General features: G+C 64.9%; 18 protein-coding genes. 9 read left to right on the top strand and 9 right to left on the bottom strand.

Annotation, left to right across the window (positions count from 1 at the left end; all coding sequences use genetic code 11):
• The first annotated feature begins 122 nt into the window (after positions 1–122).
• Complete coding sequence (locus AC0KWY_RS05755) at positions 123–1,499, top strand: GGDEF domain-containing protein (protein ID WP_474028685.1); 1,377 nt, start codon at positions 123–125, stop codon at positions 1,497–1,499.
• Positions 1,500–1,507: 8 nt separating this feature from the next.
• Here AC0KWY_RS05755 and AC0KWY_RS05750 read toward each other — a convergent pair whose 3' ends face one another.
• The gene (locus AC0KWY_RS05750; protein WP_474028684.1) at positions 1,508–2,440 is read right to left on the bottom strand and encodes a LysR family transcriptional regulator; all 933 of its coding nucleotides are present in this window, start codon (positions 2,438–2,440) and stop codon (positions 1,508–1,510) included.
• Between the two features lie 87 nt (positions 2,441–2,527).
• Between AC0KWY_RS05750 and AC0KWY_RS05745 the strand changes: the two genes are divergently transcribed.
• The 6 genes from AC0KWY_RS05745 (at position 2,528) to AC0KWY_RS05720 (ending at position 6,944) form a co-directional block, all read left to right on the top strand.
• Complete coding sequence (locus tag AC0KWY_RS05745) at positions 2,528–3,418, top strand: DMT family transporter (protein WP_474028683.1); 891 nt, start codon at positions 2,528–2,530, stop codon at positions 3,416–3,418.
• 152 nt (positions 3,419–3,570) lie between these two features.
• Entirely contained in the window at positions 3,571–4,758 is a 1,188-nt protein-coding gene (locus tag AC0KWY_RS05740) for an AAA family ATPase (protein WP_474028682.1), read from the top strand.
• Positions 4,755–5,342, top strand: a complete 588-nt coding sequence (locus tag AC0KWY_RS05735; protein ID WP_474028681.1) for a DUF4276 family protein — start codon at positions 4,755–4,757, stop codon at positions 5,340–5,342. Before AC0KWY_RS05740 ends, AC0KWY_RS05735 begins: the two co-directional genes overlap by 4 nt.
• Positions 5,343–5,561: 219 nt before the next feature.
• Positions 5,562–6,116, top strand: coding sequence for a DUF2975 domain-containing protein (locus AC0KWY_RS05730; RefSeq protein ID WP_474028680.1), 555 nt, complete (start codon positions 5,562–5,564; stop codon positions 6,114–6,116).
• A gap of 16 nt (positions 6,117–6,132) precedes the next feature.
• Entirely contained in the window at positions 6,133–6,375 is a 243-nt protein-coding gene (locus AC0KWY_RS05725) for a helix-turn-helix domain-containing protein (RefSeq protein WP_474028679.1), read from the top strand.
• 11 nt (positions 6,376–6,386) lie between these two features.
• Entirely contained in the window at positions 6,387–6,944 is a 558-nt protein-coding gene (locus AC0KWY_RS05720; RefSeq protein WP_474028678.1) for a hypothetical protein, read from the top strand.
• A gap of 181 nt (positions 6,945–7,125) precedes the next feature.
• Here the strand turns inward: AC0KWY_RS05720 and AC0KWY_RS05715 are convergent, their stop codons facing one another.
• The 3 genes from AC0KWY_RS05715 to AC0KWY_RS05705 are packed head-to-tail and all read right to left on the bottom strand — an operon-like array spanning position 7,126 to position 11,292.
• The gene (locus AC0KWY_RS05715) at positions 7,126–8,673 is read right to left on the bottom strand and encodes a DHA2 family efflux MFS transporter permease subunit (RefSeq protein WP_474028677.1); all 1,548 of its coding nucleotides are present in this window, start codon (positions 8,671–8,673) and stop codon (positions 7,126–7,128) included.
• A 9-nt stretch (positions 8,674–8,682) separates the two neighbouring features.
• Entirely contained in the window at positions 8,683–9,819 is a 1,137-nt protein-coding gene (locus AC0KWY_RS05710; RefSeq protein ID WP_474028676.1) for an EmrA/EmrK family multidrug efflux transporter periplasmic adaptor subunit, read from the bottom strand.
• 21 nt (positions 9,820–9,840) lie between these two features.
• Positions 9,841–11,292: an efflux transporter outer membrane subunit gene (locus AC0KWY_RS05705; RefSeq protein ID WP_474028675.1), complete on the bottom strand. Its 1,452-nt coding sequence runs from the start codon at positions 11,290–11,292 to the stop codon at positions 9,841–9,843.
• A gap of 96 nt (positions 11,293–11,388) precedes the next feature.
• On the opposite strand from AC0KWY_RS05705, the gene AC0KWY_RS05700 reads away from it, so the two are divergent.
• Positions 11,389–11,997 carry a TetR/AcrR family transcriptional regulator C-terminal domain-containing protein gene (locus tag AC0KWY_RS05700; RefSeq protein WP_474028674.1) on the top strand — a complete coding sequence of 203 codons (609 nt, stop codon included), beginning with the start codon at positions 11,389–11,391 and terminating at the stop codon, positions 11,995–11,997.
• Here the strand turns inward: AC0KWY_RS05700 and AC0KWY_RS05695 are convergent.
• The 3 genes from AC0KWY_RS05695 to AC0KWY_RS05685 all read right to left on the bottom strand — a co-directional run bounded on the left by AC0KWY_RS05695 (position 11,994) and on the right by AC0KWY_RS05685 (position 16,852).
• Entirely contained in the window at positions 11,994–15,494 is a 3,501-nt protein-coding gene (locus AC0KWY_RS05695) for an AAA family ATPase (protein ID WP_474028673.1), read from the bottom strand. The two genes, AC0KWY_RS05700 and AC0KWY_RS05695, sit on opposite strands and share 4 nt — an antisense overlap.
• Before the next feature lie 97 nt (positions 15,495–15,591).
• On the bottom strand, positions 15,592–16,446 hold the full coding sequence (locus AC0KWY_RS05690; RefSeq protein WP_474028672.1) for a DMT family transporter: 855 nt from the start codon (positions 16,444–16,446) through the stop codon (positions 15,592–15,594).
• Between the two features lie 10 nt (positions 16,447–16,456).
• A complete protein-coding gene (locus AC0KWY_RS05685) occupies positions 16,457–16,852 on the bottom strand; it encodes a tautomerase family protein (RefSeq protein WP_474028671.1) in 396 nt (131 codons plus the stop codon).
• A 104-nt stretch (positions 16,853–16,956) separates the two neighbouring features.
• Between AC0KWY_RS05685 and AC0KWY_RS05680 the strand changes: the two genes are divergently transcribed.
• Positions 16,957–17,847, top strand: coding sequence for a LysR substrate-binding domain-containing protein (locus tag AC0KWY_RS05680; protein ID WP_474028670.1), 891 nt, complete (start codon positions 16,957–16,959; stop codon positions 17,845–17,847).
• Between the two features lie 4 nt (positions 17,848–17,851).
• On the opposite strand, the gene sbcD is transcribed toward AC0KWY_RS05680, so the two are convergent.
• Together sbcD and AC0KWY_RS05670 are read right to left on the bottom strand one after the other, a co-directional pair.
• Entirely contained in the window at positions 17,852–19,069 is a 1,218-nt protein-coding gene (sbcD, locus tag AC0KWY_RS05675) for an exonuclease subunit SbcD (RefSeq protein WP_474028669.1), read from the bottom strand.
• Between the two features lie 73 nt (positions 19,070–19,142).
• On the bottom strand, positions 19,143–21,167 hold the full coding sequence (locus tag AC0KWY_RS05670; RefSeq protein ID WP_474028668.1) for a response regulator: 2,025 nt from the start codon (positions 21,165–21,167) through the stop codon (positions 19,143–19,145).

Below are 21,167 nucleotides of genomic sequence, written 5' to 3'. Positions count from 1 at the left end.
CGCGCAGTGTGGTTTGATGTAGGTCAAATCAAGGGCATGTTTTTCGCTTATGGCATAGTCGGACTATTACCTTGGTGATAACCTCTGCCGCGCCATTCTTCCTGCATTTTTCCGGGGTATCGATGCGTTTTCCGCAAATCATCCGGGCGCTCAGTCTGGTGCGGCCCCTGGGGCTTGCCGGCGCGCTTTTTTCGCTGCTCATCCTGGCCGGTTACCTGCTCGGCCTCGAGGTGTTTTTCCGCCCCATGCACGGCGGCCCGGCGACCCATCCGCTGAGCGCCGTCGCGCTGCTCGCGCTCGGTCTCGGGGCTTTCTCCTGGCATCCGCGACAGGACAACCGGGCCGTGATGCTCGCCGGGGCGTTCGTCGTGGCGCTGATGTCCCTGCGCCTGCTCGAACTGGCGAGCGGCGCGACGCTGCTCGACTGGCTGACGCCGTTCGGCCGCCAACTGGCCGAACAGGCCGCCGCCGGCCATCCGATATCGACCGGCTTCAACACGGCACTGATGTGCCTGTGTTTCGGTCTTGCGCTGATCGCCATTGGCTGCAAGCGCTATGCCCTGGCCCAGCAGATGGCTTTTGTCGGTCTCGGTCTGCCGATGATTTCCTTCACCGGCTACGCTTACGGGATCGACAGATTCTATGGCCAGATGGCGATGACGACGGCGCTGGGCGGCAGCATGGTCGGTACCGCCATCCTCCTGTGCGGCGCCCATCGCAGTTTCCTGCGCTCGATCCTGAGTCCGTGGATCGGCGGCAAGGTGGCCCGCGTGCAGATCGTCCTCGGCTACATCGTTCCCTTCCTGATCGGCTACTGCCTGGCGTTGACCATCGCCAACAATCCGCTGCAGCAGTTCGGCCTGTTCTGCGTCCTGATCAGCGCTTTCATCTCCATCCTGGTCGCATTCACGGCGGTGATCCAGGAATCGATCGACCGCTCACGGCGCAGCGCCGAACGTCGGCTGGTCCTCGTCGCCACCCTGGATTCGCTGACCGGTCTGCCCAACCGCCGGCGTTTCTACGACCACGGCCAATGGCTGCTCGAACGCGTGCGCCGTACCGGCGAGAGCCTGTCGGCCCTGATCTTCGACATCGATTTCTTCAAGCAGATCAACGACACCTATGGCCATCCGACCGGCGATGCCGTGCTCGAGCGATTGGCCGTGGAAGCGCGCAGCATCCTCCGGCGACAGGATTTTCTGGCGCGCTACGGCGGCGAGGAGTTCGTCATCCTGCTGCCGGGAACCCAGCTCGCCGGCGCCGTCCAGTTGGGCGAGAAGCTGCGTGCCCACATCGCGGCGACCGAATTTCCCGGTGCCGACCGGGTCACGATTTCGCTCGGCTGCGCCGAATACCTCGCCGACGAATCCCTGCATGAGTTGGTGGCACGGGTCGATGTGGCGCTTTACCAGGCCAAGCGCAGCGGACGCAACCGGGTGGTGGCGGTCAGCGAAGCGCCGCCGGCGATGAATCCCGTCGAAAGCTGCCAGGCCGCCTGAGCGCGGCGTCAGTTGACCGGCTGGCCGCGGCCGAGCCGGTCGGCGATGTGCAGCAGGAAATCGACCACCACGCGCACCCGCGGCGCCCGGTAGCGGTCGGCGGTGTACACCAGCCAACTGCTGCCCTGGTAGCGGCCGAGCAATTGCCACTCGGGCAGCACGCGCAGCAGCGTGCCGTCGGCGACCTGGCGGCGGACGCTGAAGTCGGGCAGGCAGGCGATGCCCAGCCCGGCCTCGGCGGCTTCGCGGCGCATCTCGCTGTGGTTGCTGGCGTAGCGGCCGCGCACGTTGACCACCTGACGCTCGTTGCCGCTGACCAGGCACCATTCGTCGTCGCCCGGCAATTCGGCCAGGTGCAGGCAACTGTGCTGCGCCAGGTCGGCCGGCTGCTGCGGCGTGCCGGCGGCGGCCAGGTAGGCCGGCGTCGCGTAGAGCAGGGTGCGCACTTCCATGAACGGTCGCGCGACGTAGCCCGGCGGCGGATCGCCCAGGCGTAGGGCGATATCCACGCCTTCGGCAATCAGGTCGACGACCTGGTCGGTGACCTGCAGTTCGAGCGCCAGTTGCGGATGCGCCGCCAGCAGTTCCGGCAGGCGCGGATGGATCAGCTGGCGTAGCGCCGCCTTCGGCGCCGCCAGGCGGACCCGCCCCTCGACCCGGCTGGCGTGACCGGCCGCTCCGTCGCAGGCGGCGCGGGCGGCGTCGAGCATGACCCGGGCGTGGCGCACGACCTCCTGGCCGCCGGCGCTCAGGCGCAGCCGGCGCGTGCTGCGCTCCAATAGCGTCAGGCCGAGCGCCGCCTCGAGCCGGGCAATCTGCCGGCTGACCGCCGACGGTGTCGCGCCCTGCAGGCGGGCGGCGGCACTGAACGAACCGGTTTCGACGACATTGACCAGCACGGCGAGGTCGGGCAACAGCGGCAGGAGTTCATTTGTTCTCATGGAGCACAGATCATTTGCTTTGGCGATGGATTATCGCCGAAATCACCCCCTTTCATACTGGCGGCCAGACCTGATGAGGAGCGCACCATGTTTTTCCGCCGCCTGCCCCCCGAACCGCTCCTGCTGCTCATCGCCGCCATCTGGGGCAGCAGCTACAGCGTCGTCAAGACGGCGCTGCTGCACTACCCGGTGGCCGGCGTGATCGCCATCCGCTTCCTGCTCACCGCGCTGCTGCTCGGCCGTTACTGGCTGGCGCTGCCGGCGGCGCAACGGCGCGACACTTTCCTCGTCGCGCTGCCGACCAGCCTCGGCCTGCTCGCCATCTTCCTCGCCGAAACCGCCGGCGTCGCGCAGACCAGCGCCGGCAACGCGGCCTTCCTGGTCAGCCTTTGCCTGCTGCTGACGCCGCCGGTCGAGTGGGCGTGGTTCGGCAAGCGCCCCGGCGCCCGCCTGTGGCTGGCCGGCGCGCTGTCGCTGCTCGGCACCGCGCTGCTCACCGGCATCGGCCGCGGCAGCCTCAACCCGGGCGACCTGCTGATGCTGCTGGCGGCGCTGATCCGCGCTTTCCAGACCTGCCTGACGACGCGCCTGACCGCCGGCCGCGCCATCGACAGCATGGGCCTGACCGCGGCCCAGGGCCTGCTTGTCGGCGGCGGCGCGCTGGCCGTCGCCCCGTGCTTCGCCGGCGGCCTGCCGGCGCTGCCGACGAACCTGGAATTCTGGGGCGCCATCGCCTGGCTGACGCTGGCCTGCACGCTGTTCGCCTTCTGGGCGATGAACCGCGCCCTCGCCGCCGGCAGCCCGAGCAAGGTCGCCCTGCTGCTCGGCAGCGAACCGCTGTGGGGCGCGCTCTTCGCCGTCCTCTGGCTGGGCGAATCGCTGGCCGGCGAAGCCTGGCTCGGCGGCCTGATGATCGCCGGCGCGGCGCTGTGGCTGGTGTGGCCGACAGCGCAGCGGACGGCAGCGGCGGCGGGGTGAGCGGGACGGCTACCGCGGAGGTTCCGGGTGATCTGGCATAGGCGTTGTTAGGGAAATGCCTGACAAATTGGATTGCTCTCTTGGTTTGCTTGTTCTTGCCGGGAAAACGAATACAGTACGGGCTTTGGATTGACGCAGTACAGGACAAAGCCATGAGAATCGAATCCATACGCCTGAAGAACTACAAGGTGTTTCGCGATGTTCACCTTAAGGACATTCCGCCTTTCTTCGTGGTAGTCGGTGCCAATGGCTCGGGTAAGACAACGCTATTCGATGTGTTTGGCTTCCTGCACGATTGCCTGAAAGGTACCGTGCGCCAGGCCTTGGACAAGCGCGGCCGGTTCCGCGAGGTGCTGAGCCGTGACGCCGATGGCGACACCATCCTGATCGAAATCCAGTACCGCATGATGATTACCGGGGTGGAGCGCCTGGTTACGTATTCCATCGAGATTGGCGAGCAGGCGGGTTCGCCGGTCGTCAAGCGTGAGCTGTTGCGTTACAAGCGGGGGCGGTATGGGAGTCCATTCCATTTTCTCGATTTCTCGAACGGTGAGGGCTACGCCATCACCAACGAAGAGGATTTCAACCGGGCGGACGAAGAGCTTGAGCGGGAGATGCAGAAGGTTGCTGGCGATACGCTGGCTATCAAGGGCTTGGGTCAGTTCGAACGTTTCAAGGCGGCCAACGCTTTCCGTCAGTTGATTGAATCGTGGCATGTTTCGGACTTCCACATCAGCGCGGCGCGCGGCCGCAAGGAGGCGGCCGGGGATTCGGAGCACCTGTCGGAGACCGGCGACAACCTGCCGCGGGTGGCGCAGTACCTGTTTGAACAGCATCCGGAAACCTTTCAACGCATTCTGGATACGATGGCCCGCCGGGTGCCCGGCGTGGCCTCGGTGGAACCGCGCTTGATGGATGACGGCTACCTGACCCTGCGTTTCCAGGATGGCTCGTTCAAGACCCCTTTCCTGGATCGTTACGTGTCGGATGGCACGATCAAGATGTTTGCCTATCTGGTGCTGTTGCACGATCCCAGGCCGCATCCCTTGCTCTGTGTTGAGGAGCCGGAGAATCAACTTTACCCGCGCCTGATGGGCGAGCTGGCGGAAGAGTTCCGGCTCTACGCCAATCGGGGCGGGCAGGTGCTGGTGTCCACCCATTCGCCCGATTTCCTGAATGCGACGCGGCTTGACGAGGTGTGCTGGCTGGTTAAGCGCGGCGGTTGCACCGAAATCCGCCGGGCGCGTGACGATGCGCAGATTGCGGCCTACATGGCCGAGGGTGACCAGATGGGATTCCTCTGGAAGCAGGGCTTTTTTGAAGGGGCCGATCCGGAATGAAGGAGCTGGTCTTTCTCCTCGAAGAGGCGTCGGCCAAAGCCATGCTGGAGAGCCTGCTGCCGCGCATTTTGCACCCCGACATCCGGTATCGCTGTATCCCGTTTGAAGGCAAACAGGACCTTGAACGGCAAATGGGCAAGCGTTTGCGGGCTTATATCAATCCGCTATCGCGTTTCATCGTATTGCGCGATCAGGATAGTGCGCCGGATTGCAAGGATGTCAAAGCAAGGCTTGTCGAGCGCTGTCAACAGGCCGGGCAGGCCGGGAAAACCTTGGTGCGTATCGCTTGCAGGGAACTGGAATCCTTTTATCTGGCGGATTTGAACGCGGTGGAGCAGGCCTTGGACGTCAAGAATCTGTCCCGGCAGCAGGGCTCAGCCAAGTTTCGCTGCCCTGATCGGCTCGGCAGTCCGAGCAAGGTACTGGATGAGCTGACCGGTGGGCGATACCAGAAAGTCAGTGGTTCCGAGTCGATCGGGAAATTCCTGGCACCGGACAATGAGCGGTCTTCCAGCTTCAAGAACCTGATCAAGGGCATTCGGCGCATGGAGCGCGAACTGCTTGCTTTACCGGATATCGAGTAAAGCGATTTCGGCCGTGAGGCGTGGAAATGTTGGCGTGGGCAAGGTCGTCCTTGTTGCTCGGGATGTGAGCGGCATCGAATCCCTTTTGTCGCATTCGGCAAGCACAAAGAACAGTAACCGTCATTGATGCGACATGATTTGTGTCTTTAAAAATTATTGTTTTACAGAAAAATATTATTGCATTACGATGCTTCCAGAAGCTACCTTCAGGAGCATTCGATGACACAAGCGACCCTTTCCCCGGCCCCGTCCAATCTCCCTAAACTCGCTCGCCGTCTGGCTTCGGGATGTCTGCTGGCGATTGTCCTGTTGCCCTTGTCGGTCGTCTTCTACTGGATGTTGAGCGACGCCGGGACGCTGGCGGTGCGGGCCAATCTGGCGCCCGGTGCCGTGCAGGGAGAACTGCAGAGCTGGCAGCGCCTGCTCGGTTGCCTGTTGATGGAGGTGCCGCTGTGCTTGTTGCTGGTTGGCGTCTGGCAGGCGCGCAAGTGTTTCCTGCTGCTCGGCAGCGGCCGGGTATTCACCGCTGAGTCGATCGGCTATCTGCGCAGTTTTGCCGCCTGGTCGGTGGCTTCGGCGATTGCCAGGATTTTCTGCGATGCGGCGGCCTCGGTGGTGGTGACGCTGGCGAACCTGCCCGGGCAGCGCATGCTGGCGCTCGGGCTGGGCTCGGATCAGTTCTTCCTGTTGTTCTTCGCTGCGCTGGTATGGCTGATGGCCGGCGTCATCGGCGAGGGCCTGGCGCTGGCCGACGAAAACGCGTCATTCGTCTGACTGGCCGGGAACGCTCATGCCCATCGTTGTCCGCATCGACGTCATGCTCGCCAAACGCAAGGCAAGATCGAAGGATCTTGCCGAGTACGTGGGCATCACCGAAGCCAACATTTCCTTGCTCAAGCAGGGAAAGGTCAAGGGGGTGCGTTTCGAGACCCTGGAAAGGATTTGCGAATTCCTCGCCTGCCAGCCCGGCGACTTGCTCGTCCATGTTCCGGCGGGAACGGGGATTGACGAAGCGATGGAGTCTGGCGGCTGACGGGATTCGTCGTGAGGTCCCGGCTGTTTCCGGCCCTGGCGCTTTCGCTGTTGCTGCATCTGGCGCTGGCGATCGCTGTTCGTCCCCCACCAGCGCCCCGGGCGGCGCCGGTCGTGGTGTTGGCGGCGCGCTTGTCGCCGGCAGCACCGGTCGTCCGGGCCGATCCGCCGCCGGCGCCGGGCGAGTCGAAACGCGCAAGTCGGCAGCCTGCCGCCAGGCGCGCCCCGAGCGAAGCTGCGGCCGAACCCGAGAACCGCGTCGCGGTGACTCCGCCCAGCCCGGTTTCCCGCGATGCCATTCTCGCCGCAGCGCGGGAAATCGCCCGGAGCGAAGCGCAGGTCGATGGCCACGGCACGCCGCGACAGGCGGCGGCAATCGCCGATCGCGCCTTGTTGCCCGGCTTGGCAAAGGCGCTTGAGAACAAGGGCGCGGGAACGCGCGTTTCCCGCTACAGCAATGGCATGATCAAGGTCGAGAGCGCGGCCGGAAGCACCTACTGCCTGCAGCCTCCGCCGGCGATCCCGCAGGTCGGCGTGCCGCAGGCCAGCGTCGCGGTCACCTGTCCGTGAAGGTTGCGGCGGGGGGGACGAATGTCCCGGTGCCGGATTGTCGCATCGGCGATGCGACAATCTTCACCAGGCAGGATCAAGCGGCCAGGCAGAGCCGCGAATAGCCGACCCCGCCGCCCTTCTCGACGCGGATCTGCGCCGGAATCCTTTCCTTCATGCGCGGCCCGGCTGCAATGGCCAGTCAGTGCCCTCCGGACGCGGCAGGATCGATAACGCGCTGCGGCTTGGGCGCCAGCCAGATGGCGAAGGCGGCGACGATGAAGCTGAAGGCAACGATGGTCATCACCTGATTGGTGGCCAGCATCACCGCTTGCGCGTTGATCAGCCGGTCGATGTTCTGCAGCGTGGTTTCGCCAGCATTGCCCATGCCTGCGAAAAACCTTTGCAGCATCTGGTCGGAATCGCTGACGGCGACCAGCTCGGCGTGGTTGATCGTCGTCTGGTCGTCCCACAGGGTGGTGATCAACGAGGTGGCGAAAGCGCCCGCGAGGGTGCGCAGGAAGTTCATCAGTCCGGCGGCCGAAGCCATTTCCGGTTCGTCCACGCTGGCCATGGCCAACCCGGTCAGTGGAACGAAGAAGAAGGGTAGGCCCAGACCCATTGCCATCAGTGGCAGCGCGACTTCCCAGTAACCCATGTCCGTCGTTGCGACGGTCCGCCAGAGACAGACGATGCCCAGCCAGAGAACGCCCCAGAATACCAGTTTGCGTGGATCGACCCTGGCCGAGAGTCCCGCTGCGAGCGGCGCGACGAAGACCGCAAAAATCCCGGTCCAGGCTGTCGCCATCCCCGCCGTGGTCGAGGTGTAGCCCATGTAGGTCTGCAACCACTGCGGCGTCAGTACGTTGGCGCCAAAAAAGGCGGCGAAAGCCAGACTGATCGTCAGCACGCTCGCCGAGAAGCCGCGGTGACGGAAGACTCGCAGATCGACCACCGGGTGTTCTTCATGCAGCTCCCAGATCAGGAAAGTGACGAAGCCGATGGCGGCGACGATGCCGAGGACGACGATTTCCGTGGAGGCGAACCAGTCCAGGTTTTTTCCTTCGTCGAGCAGCAATTGCAGCGAACCGACCCAGACGATCAACAGGGCAAGCCCGATCCGGTCGATCGGATTGCGGACCAGGGGTTCTTCATGGCGCTTGAGCAACTTCCAGGCAATGAAGGCGCAGGCAAAGGCGATCGGTAGATTGATGTAGAAAATCCACGGCCAGGAATACTCGTCGCAGATGTAACCGCCAAGCATCGGGCCGAGTACGGGCGCGATCAGGGTCGTCATCGACCAGATGCCGACGGCTGCCGTGGCTTTTTCCTTCGGGAAAATCCGCAACAGCAGCGTCTGCGAGAGTGGCATCAGCGGGCCGCCGGCAAAGCCCTGGCAAATCCGGGCAAAGACCAGCATGCCGAGCGAGTTGGCCAGGCCGCAGAGGGCGGAAAAACCGCCGAACAAGGCCATGGCGATGGTAAAGACGCGAACCGCGCCGAAGCGGGCAGCAAGCCAGCCGGTCAGCGGTACGGTAATCGCCTCGGCGACGGCGTAGGAAGTAATCACCCAGGTACCCTGGCTGGTCGTGGCGCCCAGACCGCCGGCTATGGTCGGCACGGAAACGTTGGCGATGGTCATGTCGAGCACGGCAACAAAATTGGCCGCCGCCAGGATGATGGCCGCAAACCAGAGCATGCCGCCGCTCAGCGGCTGCTCGGTCGAAGGCGATGTGGTCGTCCGACTCATTTTGTTTCCTCAGTTGGCCAACTTGCTGGTGTCGATCCTGACCGCCATCGACAGACCTGCCTTCAAGGGATTATTTTGCAATTCGTCGGCGTTCAAGCGAATGCGGACGGGCAGGCGCTGCACCACCTTGATCCAGTTGCCGGTGGCGTTCTGCGCCGGAATCGCGGCAAAGGCGGCGCCGGATCCGGCAGAAAACCCTTCGACCACGCCGTGATAAGTCATCGCGCTGCCATAAATATCGGCTGTAACCGTGGCGATCTGTCCGATGCGGACATTTTCCAGTTGCCCTTCCTTGAAATTCGCATCGACGTGCATTTCCTGGATCGGTACCACCGAAAGCAGCGTCGTACCTGCCTGGACGCGTTGGCCCAGTTGCACCTGGCGCTTGGCGACGATGCCGTCGACCGGTGAGCGAATGACCGTGCGCTCCAGATCAATGGCGGCCTGATCGCGTTTGGCGCGGGCCAGGGCGATTTCCGGATTGGTTTCTTCATCGGCGCCGGCAATCAGAACGGCATTGGCCTCCTTCGAGCCGAGCGTCGCCGAACGATTGGCCTGGGCCTGGCTGGCACTCGCCTTGGCGGCGGCAAGATTGGCCTTGGCCGTGGCATAGGTGCTTTGCGCACGGGTCAGTTCGTCACCGGAAACCGAACCGGAGGCGATCAAGGCTTCGCGTCGCTTGAGGTCGATACTGGCGCGTTCAAAATCGGCTGCGGCAGACTCAAGCTGCGCGGCAGCGCGCTTTTCCTCGGCGTCGCGGGCGGCAACCTGGGCGCCCAGACCGAGGTCGTTGGCGACATAGCCTTTGACCCGGCGGATGGCGCGTCCCAGTTCGGCTTCGGCCTGGGCGAGGCTCAGCTTGGCGTCGGTCGGGTCAATGACCACGAGGATGTCGCCTTTCTTGACCGCCTGCGTATCCTTGACCCGCACTTCGGCGATGGTTCCGGAAACCGAAGGCGTGACCTGGGCGATTTCGACGGCGGCATAGGCGTTGTCCGTGGAGACAAAACGCGATCCATAGAAAATCCAGTACGCGGCGATCAGGGCGGCAATGATGGCGAGCGCGCCGCCGAAGCCGATCAGCAACTTGTTCCGGCGTTGGGTGATGGCGCTTCGGTCTTGAGTTTGTGCAGTGAGTTCTGACATGTCGGTAATCTCCGGGAGAAATCAGTTGTTCGTCTGGTAGCCGCCGCCGAGCGCGCGCGTCAGCGCGATATCGAGGCTGGCCGAGCGCGCTCTCAGGTCGGTCAGGGCGCGCAGATTGGTTAACAGGCTGTCTTCGGCGGAAAGCACTTCCAGGTAGCTGGAAAGTCCGCCTTCGTAACGATTGCGCGCCACCTGGTAGGCTTCGCCGGCGGCAGCGACGGCTAGCTCGCTCTTGTTCAGGCGGGCGCCCAGTGCTTTCTGGCTGACCGCTGAATCGGCGACGTTCTGCAGCGCTTGCGTCACCGTCTTGTTGTAGCTGGCGACTGCTTCTTCATAGCGTGCCCGCGCACCGCGCAGCTCGCCTTGCAGACGGCCGGCGTTGAAAATGGGCAGGGAAATCGCCGGGCCAACGCTGCCGATATTCGAACCGCCCTTGCTGAGCAGGTCGAGCCCCAGGGATTGCACGCCGATGAAGGCCGCCAGGTTGATGTTCGGATAGAAGCCGGCCTTCTTTTCGTCGATGCGCTTGGCACTGGCTTCGACCTGCAGGCGCGCGGCGACGATGTCCGGCCGCCGGCCGAGCAGATTGACCGCGAGTTCGGCCGGCAGGGCGAAGTGGTGAGCGAATTCGAATTGCGGCCGCGCGATCTCGAGACCGCGGTCGGGTCCGGCACCGAGCAAGGCAGCGAGACGATTCCGCTGCAAACCGATCTGCTCGTCAACCTGCAGCAAATCGCCCTCGGCGGCGGCCTGTCTGGCCTCGGCTTCGCGCAGGCTGCCGCGTGTTTCGAGACCGTTGGCGAAACGCTGGGCGAACAGTTCCGCCGTTCTGGTGCGAACTTTGAGCGCCTCGGCCAGCGTATCGCGCGTCGCGAAAAGATGGGCCAGTTCGGCATAGTCGCTGGCGATGCTGCTTGCCAGCGTCAGCCGAGCCTGGGCCAATTCCGCCTGGCTGGCCTGCAGTTCCGATGTCGCTGCGGCAAGCGCAGCGCGATTCTTGCCCCAGAAGTCGATTTCCCAGCTGAAATCGATCGTTGCCCGGCCGTAATCCTGCCAGCCATCCGGCGTCATGCTGCGCGGCGTCAGGTAGTTGTAGCTCTGCTTCTGTTCGGTAACCGAGCCGTTGGCCGAAACCTGCGGGTAGAGGGCTGCGTTGGAAACCTGCCGGCTGGACTCGGCGGCATGCAGGCGGGCAGCGGCCACCGCCATGTCCGGCGAGTTGGCGAGCCCCTCCTGGATCAACCTGTCCAGTTGCGAATCACCATAGCGTTGCCACCATTGCTCATCGGGCCAGGCGACCACGGGCGCCGACAAGGAAGACGCACTCTGGTACTGATCGACCGCTTTGATTGACTGGAGCGTCTGCCCCGAAGGGAGGGCGGCACAACCGGACAACGCTGCCGAAATGGCCACGGCGATCCATGTGCTTGATGAAAAGGCGCGGCGCGGCGGCGTAATTGCTTGAGAAGACATAAAGCACCTCGTAACTAAACTGTACGGTGCAGTCTAGTTATGGCTTGTCGCCAAGTCAAGCTATACTAGACAAACGAGTCTAGTTAAAGGATGGTCATGAGAACGAAAAGCGAAGCGAAGCGCCAAGGCATCCTTGATGCCGCTTCCGAGGTGTTTCGGGTGACCGGCTTCGAAGGCGCATCGATGTCGGATATTTGCGCCAAGGCCGGTTATTCCCGGGCGACGCTGTACAGCTATTTCCCTTCGAAGGAAGCCTTGTTTCTCGAAGTCATGCTTGCCGGAAGTCATGCCCAGGTCGAAGCGATTACCCGGGCGTTGGACCCGGGAACATCCAGTATCGAGGAAGCGCTTGTCCATTTTGGCAAGGACTTGCTGGCTTTCATCTACTCACCGGAAATTCTGGCTTTGCGTCGCCTGGCGATTGCGGAGGCGACGCGCTCGGATTTCGGGGAAATGTTCTATGCGCGTAGCCGCAAACAAGGTGAAGTCATCATTTCCGCTTTTCTGAAACAGGCGATGGACGCTGGAAAATTACGCCAGGCCGATCCTTCGATTGCCATGGCCCACCTGAGTGGCTTGCTGGAATCGGAACTGGAGGAAATGTTCTACCGCACCGAGATGAAACCCCTGGATCCACTGCGTCTCGACCGAATCGCCAGAAGCGCAGTCAGTGTCTTTATGGCGGCTTACGGCCCAATACCCTAGATCCGCAAGCGCGAATAGCCGACCCCGCCGCCCTTCTCGACGCGGATCTGCGCCGGAATCCGCTCTTTCATCCCGTCGACGTGGCTGATCACGCCGATCATTTTGCCGCTGGCGTTGAGTGTGTCGAGGGCGTTGAGGGCGATTTCCAGGGTGTCGGCATCTAGCGTGCCGAAGCCTTCGTCGAGGAACAGCGAGTCGATGCTGGTCTTGTGGCTGACCAGGTCGGAGAGGGCGAGCGCCAGCGCCAGGCTGACCAGGAAGCTTTCACCGCCGGACAGGGTGCGGGTGTCGCGGGCGACTTCGCCCTGCCAGCTGTCGACGATGTCGAGTTCGAGTTCGCCGCTGCTCTTGCGGCGCAGCAGGTAGCGGCCGTGCAGGCGGGCCAGGTGGCCGTTGGCGAGATGCAGCAGGTGGTCGAGGGTAAGGCCCTGGGCGAACTTGCGGAACTTGTCGCCCCTGGCCGAGCCGATCAGGCCGTCGAGGCGCTGCCAGAGGTCGGCGTCGGCGGTCTGCGCGGCGATTTCCTGGAACAGCGCCTGCTGGCTCTGCCGCGCCTCCTGGTCGCGGGCGAGCAGGGCGCGCCGGGCGCCGAGCTGTTCGCTGAGTTCGCGGCGCTGCAGGTCGAGTTGGGCGAGAGCGGTGTCGAGGTCGGCGAGCGGCGGTACTTCGGTTTGGCCGCTGGCGTTAGGCGTGTCGTCGCTGGCCGTCGCGACGGCGGGCGCGGCGTGCAGGCGGGCGAGCTTTTCGCGGGCGGCCTGGAGTAGCGCGTCAGCCTGCTGCTTGGTGGCTTGCCGGGTTTCCCGGGCTTGCTGCAGGCGCTGGCGCTCTTCCGGCTGCAACAGCGCAGCGGCGTAGGCGTCGAGGTCTTTGAACGGGCTGGCGGCGAGCGCCGTTTGCCAGGCGCGGGCGGCGTCGGCGAGGGTTTGCTGCTGCCGGGCGAGGTTGGCGTCGAGTTGTGCCTGCCGGCCCTGCAGCGCGGCGAGTTGCTGGCCGAGTTCGGCCAGGCGGGCGGCGCAGCGGGCGAGGGCGGCGGCGGGGTCGGCTTCGGTGGCAATGAATTCGGCGGCTGTTGCCGCAGGCGATGCCGTTTCAGCGGTCTTTTCCCCAAACTCGGCGCGCCGCTGTGCCGCTTGTTCGGCCCAGGTCGTGGCCTGGGTTTGCGCCGCGTCGGCGCGCTCCTGCTGCTGGACAAGCTGGGTGGCGAGTTCCTGGCGGTGGCGCTGGGTCTGTTGCCAGTGCTGCCATTCGGTCTCACGCTCGGCGAGCCAGGCGGCGGGGTCGGCGGGAATGTCGGCCAGGGTTTCCTTGAGCCGGGCGTCGAGTTCGGCCTGTTCGGCGACGATGCCCTGGCCGGCTTTGGCGATTTCCGCCTGGCGCAGCGCTGCGGTTTGCCCAGCCTGGATCAGCAGTTGCAGTTGGTTGCCGGCGGCGAGCAGGGCCTGGGCGGCGTCGGCGGCGGTTTTGGCGGCGGCGTTGACCGCCTGTTCGCCGCGTTCGGCGGCTTGCAGGCGGGCGGCGAGGGCGTTGAGCGACTGCTCGGCCTGGCTGCGGGCGGCGGCGAGGCTTGGTTCGTCCTGCCAGGCGTCGACCGGCAGCGTGCCGGCCGGTAGCGCGGCGAGCTGGGTCTGCCAGTCGTCGGCGAGGCGGGCGAGGTCGCGGGCGGTCTTCGTCTGTTGTTCCTGCAGCGCGGCGTGCGCGGTCTTCGCCTTGGTCTGCTCGTCGCGCAGTTGCTGGCCTTTTTCGACCAGCTCGGCGAGCGACTTCTGCGCCGCCAGCAACGCGGCCTCGGTGGCCGAGACGTCGAGCGCGGCGTAGTCGGCGATCGCCGGGTGCTCGTGCGCGCCGCACAGCGGGCAGGGCTGGCCCGGCTGCAACTGGCGGCGGTGGTCGGCGAGGCTGCGGATCAGGCGTTCCTGTTCGAGCAGCTTCTGCTTGTCGGCGACCTGGGCGCTCAGCACCTTGTGCTGCTCGCGCAGCGCGACCAGCCTGCTTTCCCGGGCGGCGATCTGCTGTTCGCCCTGCTGCAGTTGTTGCGCCTGCGCGCCTTGCTGGGCGGCGAGTTCGCGGCGCTGGCGGGCGAGCGCGTCGAGCTGCTGCCAGCGGTTGCCGGCGGCCTGCTCGCGCTGCCAGTGGGCGCGCAGCTCGGCCAGTGTCTGGCCAGCGAGGCGCTGGTTCTGTTCGGCGCGGCTGGTGTCGAGCGCGGCGTCGGCGGCGGTTTTTGCCTTCTGCGCGGCGTCGACCGTCAACTGCTGGGCGGCGCGTTGCCGTTCGTTGGTGCTCTGTTCCGCGGCGAGTTTCTGTTGCGCCTGCTGCTGGGCGGCGAGTTCGCGGGCCAGTCGGGCGCGCTGCTCGAACTGCTGGCGCCAGGCGCCGAGGCGTTCGCCAAGCTGGGCGCGCTGTGGGTGGGCGGCGCAGAAGTCGTCGATCTCCTTGGCGTCGCGCCGGCTTTGTTGCAGAGCCTGTTGCGCCTGCGCGGCGACGGCGGTGGCGTGGCTCGCGGCGGCGTCGTGGCCGGCCAGTTGTTCGGCCAGCAGGCGGCTACGTTCGCCGTGCAGCGCCTGACGTTCGGCGGCGGTCTGGCGGACGGTGGCCTCGGCCTGCTGCCATTGCTGATGCAGCGGGTGCAGCGCTGCGGCCGGTTCGCTGTCGGCCAGGCGCTTGAGTTCGGGCGCGGCGTCGGCCAGTGCGGCGTCGGCAGCCTGCTGGCGGGCGAGCGCGGCGGCGATTTCCTGTTCGGCCTGGGCCAGGTCGAGGCGCCACTGGCGCTGCGCCTGCGTGTGCGCGTGCTGGCGCTGGAGGTCGGCGAGTTGCGTTTCCAGCCCGGTGCTTTCCTGCTGCATCGCCGCGCGCTGCTCGTCGCTCATCAGTTCCATGCCGTCGGCGCGGGCCTTGAGCTGGGCCAGTTTGTCCCTGGCCTCGCGCGCCTGCTCGAAGACCTTGCGCGAAATCTCGCCGTAGATTTCGCTGCCGGTCAGTTCTTCGAGCAGTTCGGCGCGTTCGTTGGCGCTGGCGTTCAAAAAGGCCGCGAAGCCGCCCTGGGCGAGCAGCATCGACTTGGTGAAGCGCGGGAAATCGAGGCCGGTGATTTCGGCGATGCGCTTCAGCTTGTCGTTGGTCTGGGTGCTGAGGATGGTGCCGTCGCCGGCCGCGAGTTCGACTTTCGGCGCCTGCAGTGCGCCGTCGGCCTTGTCGCGGGCGCGGCGCTGGCTCCAGAAGGCGCGGTACACGGCGCCCTTGACCTCGAATTCGACCTCGGCCAGGCAGTCGGCGGTATGCCGCGTCATGATGTCGTTGTCGGCGGCCGAGATCGTCTTCAGGCGCGGCGTCTGGTGATAGAGGGCGAGGCAGATGGCGTCGAGCAGCGTCAACTTGCCGGCGCCGGTCGGCCCGGTGATCGCGAATAGCGCGTTGTCGGCGAACGGCGGCCGGGTGAAGTCGATGGTCCATTCGCCTTTCAGCGAATTGAGGTTCTTCAGGCGCAGGGAGAGGATCTTCATGGGGATTGGCTTCGCGCCTGGCTACGGGCTCCATCAAAGCGCCGATTTTACTGTTGGCGCCAGGGCGCCGGGGGGATTCGGCGAAAATTGAAGGGATTCAACGGCGGTTGACCAGTGCCACACCGCAAGCGGCAATTCCTATTCCCAGCCATTGGGCTGGACCGATTGCCTGGTCGAACAGCAACCAGGCACAAATGGCGGCCGAGACTGGAACGAGGTAGAAGAGGCCGGCGACGCGGCTGACTTCGCCATCACGGATCAAGATGACCAGCAGGCTCACTGCGCCAACCGAGACGACAACAGCCATCCAAAGCAGGGCAACAACGAATTCGCCAGTCCAGGCAATCGGCATGTCTTCGAGCGACAGCGAAGCGATCAGGCAGGCCGCGGCACAAACCGCGCACTGAATGGCGCCGCCCGAGAATGGATGCATCGTCTTGCAGCGGGATTTTTGATACAGGTTGCCTGCGCTTAACCCGAGTAGCCCCACGACCGACAGGATCACCGGCAGCATTGCTGTGGCTGGCTCGCCGATGCCTTCACGGAGCACCAGGAAGACGCCGCCCAGCCCCAACAAAAGGCCGGTCCAGCGGTGTTGGCCGATGCGTTCGCCGAGCAAGGCGGGCGCGGCGATGGCAATCAGGATGGGTTGCAGGGCAATGATCAGCGCCGAAGCTGCCGGCGCCAGCCCCAGTGCGATGCTGTAGAAGACGCCGGCCGAAAATACACCCACGGTCAGGAAACCGGCGCTGGCGATATCCCGGTATTCCCGAATCTGGCGCGGCCAAGGCGCAGCAAACATCTGGGCCAGGATTGCCAGCAGGCTTGCCGCGATGGCAAAGCGGAGTGCGAGAAAGGCGAAGGGTGGGGCGTGCGCCAGCCCGAGTCTGGCACCGACGAAGCCGGCGCCATACAGGGCAACAAAGGCCAGAGCGATTGGCTGGAAAGGCATGGCGGACCGATCAAGTGGATTGGCGTGCCGCCAGCCGGCAGGCCTGGGTTTTCCCGTCGTAGCCCCAGTTGCCGGCGGCGATTTCGCGGATGACCAGATAGCTGGCTTCGGGCAAAAGACCGCAGATTTCGCCCAGTAGCGCATGCAGGGCGGCAAGGAAGGCGGCCTTTTCTTCGGCGCTGTTGCTGCCGGCAGTGATGCAGACTTCGCCATGACAGGGCAGCAACGCCGCAGCGGGTTTGTCGCCGTTGATGAACCAGGCGTCCGCCGTACACTCGATGCGGACGGCGGTGACTTCGGCGCGTTTGTGCAGCAGTTGCTGCAGCAATGCGGTGCTGCGGCTGGCGAGTTGATGTTGGGTTTCGGCGGTGATCGTCCGGCCGAGGGTGAGGTGCAGGTAGGGCATTGCGTTCTCCTTGGGATGGGGTGCAGTGACTGTACGTTGGCTATCATTATTTTGAAAATTGATTAATATTGCTTATTAATGCGAATTCAAAATAGGATTGTGCGATGTCGCTTCGCCATCTCGACCTTGATGCCTTGCGCGCTTTTGTCGCGATTGTTGAACAGGGCGGTTTTTCCATCGCGGCGGAACAGCTTGGCCGGACACAATCCGCCGTCAGCCTGCAGATCAAGCGGCTCGAACAGACGCTGGGGCAGACCTTGTTGCAGCGAGTGCAAGGGCGCGTGGACGGTCCGACCGCCGAAGGCAACGCCTTGTTGGCTTATGCGCGGCAGATGCTGCGGCTCAATGACGAAGCCTGTGCGATCCTGGCCCGCAATGCCGCGACCGGCAGCCTGCGTATCGGTTTGCCCGAAGAATTGATGGAGCAGGTTTTTCCTGCCGCAATGCCGCTGTTCCGGGCGCGTTATCCAGGCTTGCGTTTATCCGTGCAGGCGGAAGCGTCGATAGTGCTCCGTGCCGCGCTGGCTGAAGGCAGGCTTGACGTGGCGATCTTCAAGGATTGCAGCAATGTCGCAGGCGGTGAGTTTGCGGTGCTGCGCGACGAGCCATTGTGCTGGGTGGCCGGCGAAGCCTACCGCGATACCTTGCACGCCGATGCCGGGGTTTTGCCTTTGGCGCTATTCGGTGAAAACTGCGTGTTTCGCATGGCGGCGACGGCTGCGCTGGCGCGCGCCGGCATCGCCTGGCAGGTGCATTATGCCGGCAGCAGCACGACCGGGTTGCGACATGCGTTACGCCACGGCCTGGGGCTGGGTGTCCTGCCCGAAAGCCTGCTGGGCGACGGGCTGCTGGCCGTTGATTCCTGTGCCGGTATCGCCTTGCCGGCTCTTCCGCGCTCCCGCTTGGTGGCGGCTTATGCTGGCGATAGCGTTGCGCCGGCCGCACATTGCCTGATTGGTGCGTTTGCCGAAAGTCTGCATCGACCGATGCGATGAGCTTTCATTCGCTGTCGCTCAGGGTGGCGACGATACTGCGGTAGCGCTCGCTCAGCGCCTGCCGCAGTTCGGCGTCGAGTTCCTCCTGCTGCAGGCGGCGGGCGAAGACTTCGTGCGGGTCGAGTTCGTCCAGCGTCTCGCTTGCTTCGGCGGCCAGCCGGGCGGCGGCGTTGCCGCGCTGGCGGCGGATGCGCAGGACTTCGACCGGCCAGCCTTCGGTCATCTGCTCGATGCGCGCCGGCAGGTCGGCGAGGTAGTCGTCCTCGGCGACGGTGACTTCCAGCCAGGTCGGCCGTTCCGGCGTGCCTTGCGCAGCGGCGGCGCCGATCTGCGCCGGCAGGTCGGCGAGCTTGCCGGCAATCGAAACCAGCCCCTGGAAGCGCGGCACCGGCAGCGGGGTCACCGCCTGCAGGCCGTCGGCGTTGAGGTCGACGAGCAGCATTTCCTTCTGCTGCTTCGCCTCGTCGAAGCCGAGCGCCAGCGGCGAGCCGCAGTAGCGGATGTGCTCCAGCCCGCCGACTTTCTGCGGTCGGTGGATGTGGCCGAGCGCGATGTAGTCGGCGGGCGGGAAGGCGGCGGTGGGGAAGGCTTCGAGCGCGCCGACGTAGATCTCGCGCACCGATTCGCTGGCGCTGGCGCCGACCGTGGTCAGGTGGCCGGTGGCGACGATGGGCAGGGTGACGCCGAGTTCGGCCATTGTTGCCCGGGCGGCGGCGTCGACCGCGCCGTAGTGCTGCTGGATCGCCTGCTGCAGCGACAACTGCTTGTCCTCGGCGCTCTGCCCGGCCTGGCTGTGCAGCACGTCGCGCGGGCGGACGAAGGGGACGGCGCTGACGATGCAGCCGGGCGCGCCGTCGCGCTGCGCCAGGACGATCACCTGGCTGCGCACGTCGTCGTGGGTGGCGGCGATCACCGTCGTCCCCAGGCGCGCCAGCAGCTCGCGGCTCTCGCCCAGCATTGCCGGCGAATCGTGGTTGCCGCCGAGCAGCAGCAGCGCGACGCCCGCCTCGTGCAAACGCACGACCAACTGGCTGTACAGCTCGCGGGCGTAGCTCGGCGGCGTGCCGGTGTCGAAGATGTCGCCGGCGATCAGCACCGCGTCGACGCCGTGTTCCGCCACCTGTTCGAGCAGCCAGCCGATCAGCGCCAGGTGCTCGGCCTGCCGGCTCTTGCCCATGAAATGCTGGCCGAGGTGCCAGTCGGAGGTGTGGAGGAGGCGCATGCGGGCTGGCGGGAGAAAAAGGAAGGCATTTTAAGCCCTGCCGCCCGCCGGGCGGACGCCAATGCCGCGGGCGCTAGCCGCGCCTGGTGCCACGCGGCAGCCAGGTGAGCAGTTTGTAATAGAGCTCGTCGGGATCGACCGGCTTGGCCAGGAAATCGTCCATGCCGGCGTCGAGGCAGTGCTGCCGGTCCTCGGCAAAGACATTGGCGGTCATGGCGATGATCGGCACGCCCTGCAGACGCGGATCCTGGCGGAGTTGGCGCGTTGCCGTCAGGCCGTCCACGTTGGGCATCTGCATGTCCATCAGGATCAGCGCGTAGTCGTTCTTTGCCGCCAGCAGCAGGGCTTCGGCGCCATCCTCGGCAGGGTCGATCTGCAGGCCGACATCGTCCAGCATGATCTGGGCGACTTCCCGGTTGATCGGATCGTCCTCGACGAGAAGGATGCGGCAGCCGGCGTAAGTTGCGCGCAGGAGGGCTTCGCTGTCGATGCCGGCGTGCTGTTCGGTGGCTGGCGTCTGGCGCTTGTCCTTGTGCAGGCAGGCGGTGAACCAGAAAGTGCTGCCCTTCTCCGGTTCGCTGCTGACGCCGACCTCGCCGCCCATCAGTGCGGCGATGCTTTTGGTGATCGAGAGGCCGAGCCCGGTGCCGCCATATTTGCGGGTGATGCTGTTGTCCACCTGTTCGAAGCTGGAAAACAGGCGGGGCAGGGCGGACGGCGGGATGCCGTGGCCGGTGTCGCTGACTTCGAAGCGCACCAGGACGTGGTCGTCGGTATTTTCGAGGAGGATGGCGCGCAGGGTGACACTGCCGTGGTCGGTGAATTTGACCGCGTTGTTGGCGTAGTTGAGCAGGGCCTGGCGCAAACGGGTCGGATCGCCAAGCAGGTTGTCGGGCACGGGATGGATCTCGGTGATCAGGCTCAGCCCCTTGAGATGGGCGCGATCGGCCATCATGGTGGCGACGCTGCTGAAGATTTCGTTGAGCTTGATCGGTGCCGTTTCCAGCGTGAACTTGCCGGCTTCGATCTTCGACAGATCGAGGATGGCGTTGATGATTTCCAGCAGGTGTTTGCTGGCGGCATCGATTTTTTCCAGGCGTTCCTTCTGCTCCGGCGTGACGCCCGAGCGCATCACCAGATGCACCATGCCGGTGATGGCGTTGAGCGGCGTGCGGATTTCATGGCTCATGCTGGCCAGGAAGGCGCTTTTCGCCTGGTTGGCGGCTTCGGCGGCTTCCTTGGCAACGCTCAGTTCGTGCGCCCGTTTCTTCTCGGTGATGTCGTTGACGATCCAGATGCTGCTTTCCTGCGGCGCGGCCGGATTCAGCGAATGGCCGGTGATTTCGGCCCAGAAACTGCTGCCGTCGGCCTTGACCAGGTTCAGCGTGTGGCTGAAATTCTCTCCGCACGCCAGTTGCCGGTAGGCCTCTTCGCCCAGCGCCAGGAAGGCGGCTTCCGCGGGGTAGAGTTGGCGGGTGCACAGGCCGAGCATGCTCCCCGGCGGATAGCCGAATATATCTTCGAAGCGCCGGTTGCAACTGACGATCCGGCGGTTCTGCAGGAGCACGATGCCGACCATCGCGTTATCGAGCAGCGCGGCCTTTTCTGCCAGCACTTCGGTCAGCATCTGCTCGTTGCGTCGGCGTTCGGTGATGTCGCGGCCGACCAGGACGCCGTAGTTGCGTTCGCCGACCAGCGCCAGCCGATACGAGATTTCCAGCCAGACGGCGCCCTGGGTCGAGGTGAAGGCGACGATTTGGGAATAGGCCGGCGATTCGCCGCCGCCAGCGCGTTCCATTTCGCGGTGCAGCACGGCCAGGACGTTTTCGGCATCGGTCAGGCCCAGCGACAGGAAGGGCTGGCCGACCAGGGTGTCGACCGGCCGGCCGAGCAACAGGCCGAGCGCGGCATTGGCATCGGTGACGCTGTCCTCGGGCAGGGCAATCAGGATGACGAAATCCGAGGTGTGGTCGAGCAGCGTCCGGAAGCGCTCCAGATGCTCGAGATTCTGCCGCAGTTGCGGATAGTAGCTCTTGCGGAACGAACGCCCGCTCAAGCCGACGATCATGTCCTTGAGCCTGGCTTCGTCATCGTTCAT

It is taken from the genome of Azonexus sp. MM2026_4 (assembly GCF_055901855.1).
Note: the sequence above shows the minus strand (reverse complement) of the source record. Positions and strands in the feature narration are given on the sequence as shown.

What these genes read in the sequence shown, in the direction of transcription:
- AC0KWY_RS05755 (WP_474028685.1), top strand. Translation starts at nt 123, where the DNA reads ATGCGTTTTCCGCAAATCATCCGGGCGCTCAGTCTGGTGCGGCCCCTG.
- AC0KWY_RS05750 (WP_474028684.1), bottom strand. Translation starts at nt 2,440, where the DNA reads ATGAGAACAAATGAACTCCTGCCGCTGTTGCCCGACCTCGCCGTGCTG.
- AC0KWY_RS05745 (WP_474028683.1), top strand. Translation starts at nt 2,528, where the DNA reads ATGTTTTTCCGCCGCCTGCCCCCCGAACCGCTCCTGCTGCTCATCGCC.
- AC0KWY_RS05740 (WP_474028682.1), top strand. Translation starts at nt 3,571, where the DNA reads ATGAGAATCGAATCCATACGCCTGAAGAACTACAAGGTGTTTCGCGAT.
- AC0KWY_RS05735 (WP_474028681.1), top strand. Translation starts at nt 4,755, where the DNA reads ATGAAGGAGCTGGTCTTTCTCCTCGAAGAGGCGTCGGCCAAAGCCATG.
- AC0KWY_RS05730 (WP_474028680.1), top strand. Translation starts at nt 5,562, where the DNA reads ATGACACAAGCGACCCTTTCCCCGGCCCCGTCCAATCTCCCTAAACTC.
- AC0KWY_RS05725 (WP_474028679.1), top strand. Translation starts at nt 6,133, where the DNA reads ATGCCCATCGTTGTCCGCATCGACGTCATGCTCGCCAAACGCAAGGCA.
- AC0KWY_RS05715 (WP_474028677.1), bottom strand. Translation starts at nt 8,673, where the DNA reads ATGAGTCGGACGACCACATCGCCTTCGACCGAGCAGCCGCTGAGCGGC.
- AC0KWY_RS05710 (WP_474028676.1), bottom strand. Translation starts at nt 9,819, where the DNA reads ATGTCAGAACTCACTGCACAAACTCAAGACCGAAGCGCCATCACCCAA.
- AC0KWY_RS05705 (WP_474028675.1), bottom strand. Translation starts at nt 11,292, where the DNA reads ATGTCTTCTCAAGCAATTACGCCGCCGCGCCGCGCCTTTTCATCAAGC.
- AC0KWY_RS05700 (WP_474028674.1), top strand. Translation starts at nt 11,389, where the DNA reads ATGAGAACGAAAAGCGAAGCGAAGCGCCAAGGCATCCTTGATGCCGCT.
- AC0KWY_RS05695 (WP_474028673.1), bottom strand. Translation starts at nt 15,494, where the DNA reads ATGAAGATCCTCTCCCTGCGCCTGAAGAACCTCAATTCGCTGAAAGGC.
- AC0KWY_RS05690 (WP_474028672.1), bottom strand. Translation starts at nt 16,446, where the DNA reads ATGCCTTTCCAGCCAATCGCTCTGGCCTTTGTTGCCCTGTATGGCGCC.
- AC0KWY_RS05685 (WP_474028671.1), bottom strand. Translation starts at nt 16,852, where the DNA reads ATGCCCTACCTGCACCTCACCCTCGGCCGGACGATCACCGCCGAAACC.
- AC0KWY_RS05680 (WP_474028670.1), top strand. Translation starts at nt 16,957, where the DNA reads ATGTCGCTTCGCCATCTCGACCTTGATGCCTTGCGCGCTTTTGTCGCG.
- sbcD (WP_474028669.1), bottom strand. Translation starts at nt 19,069, where the DNA reads ATGCGCCTCCTCCACACCTCCGACTGGCACCTCGGCCAGCATTTCATG.
- AC0KWY_RS05670 (WP_474028668.1), bottom strand. Translation starts at nt 21,167, where the DNA reads ATGAACGATGACGAAGCCAGGCTCAAGGACATGATCGTCGGCTTGAGC.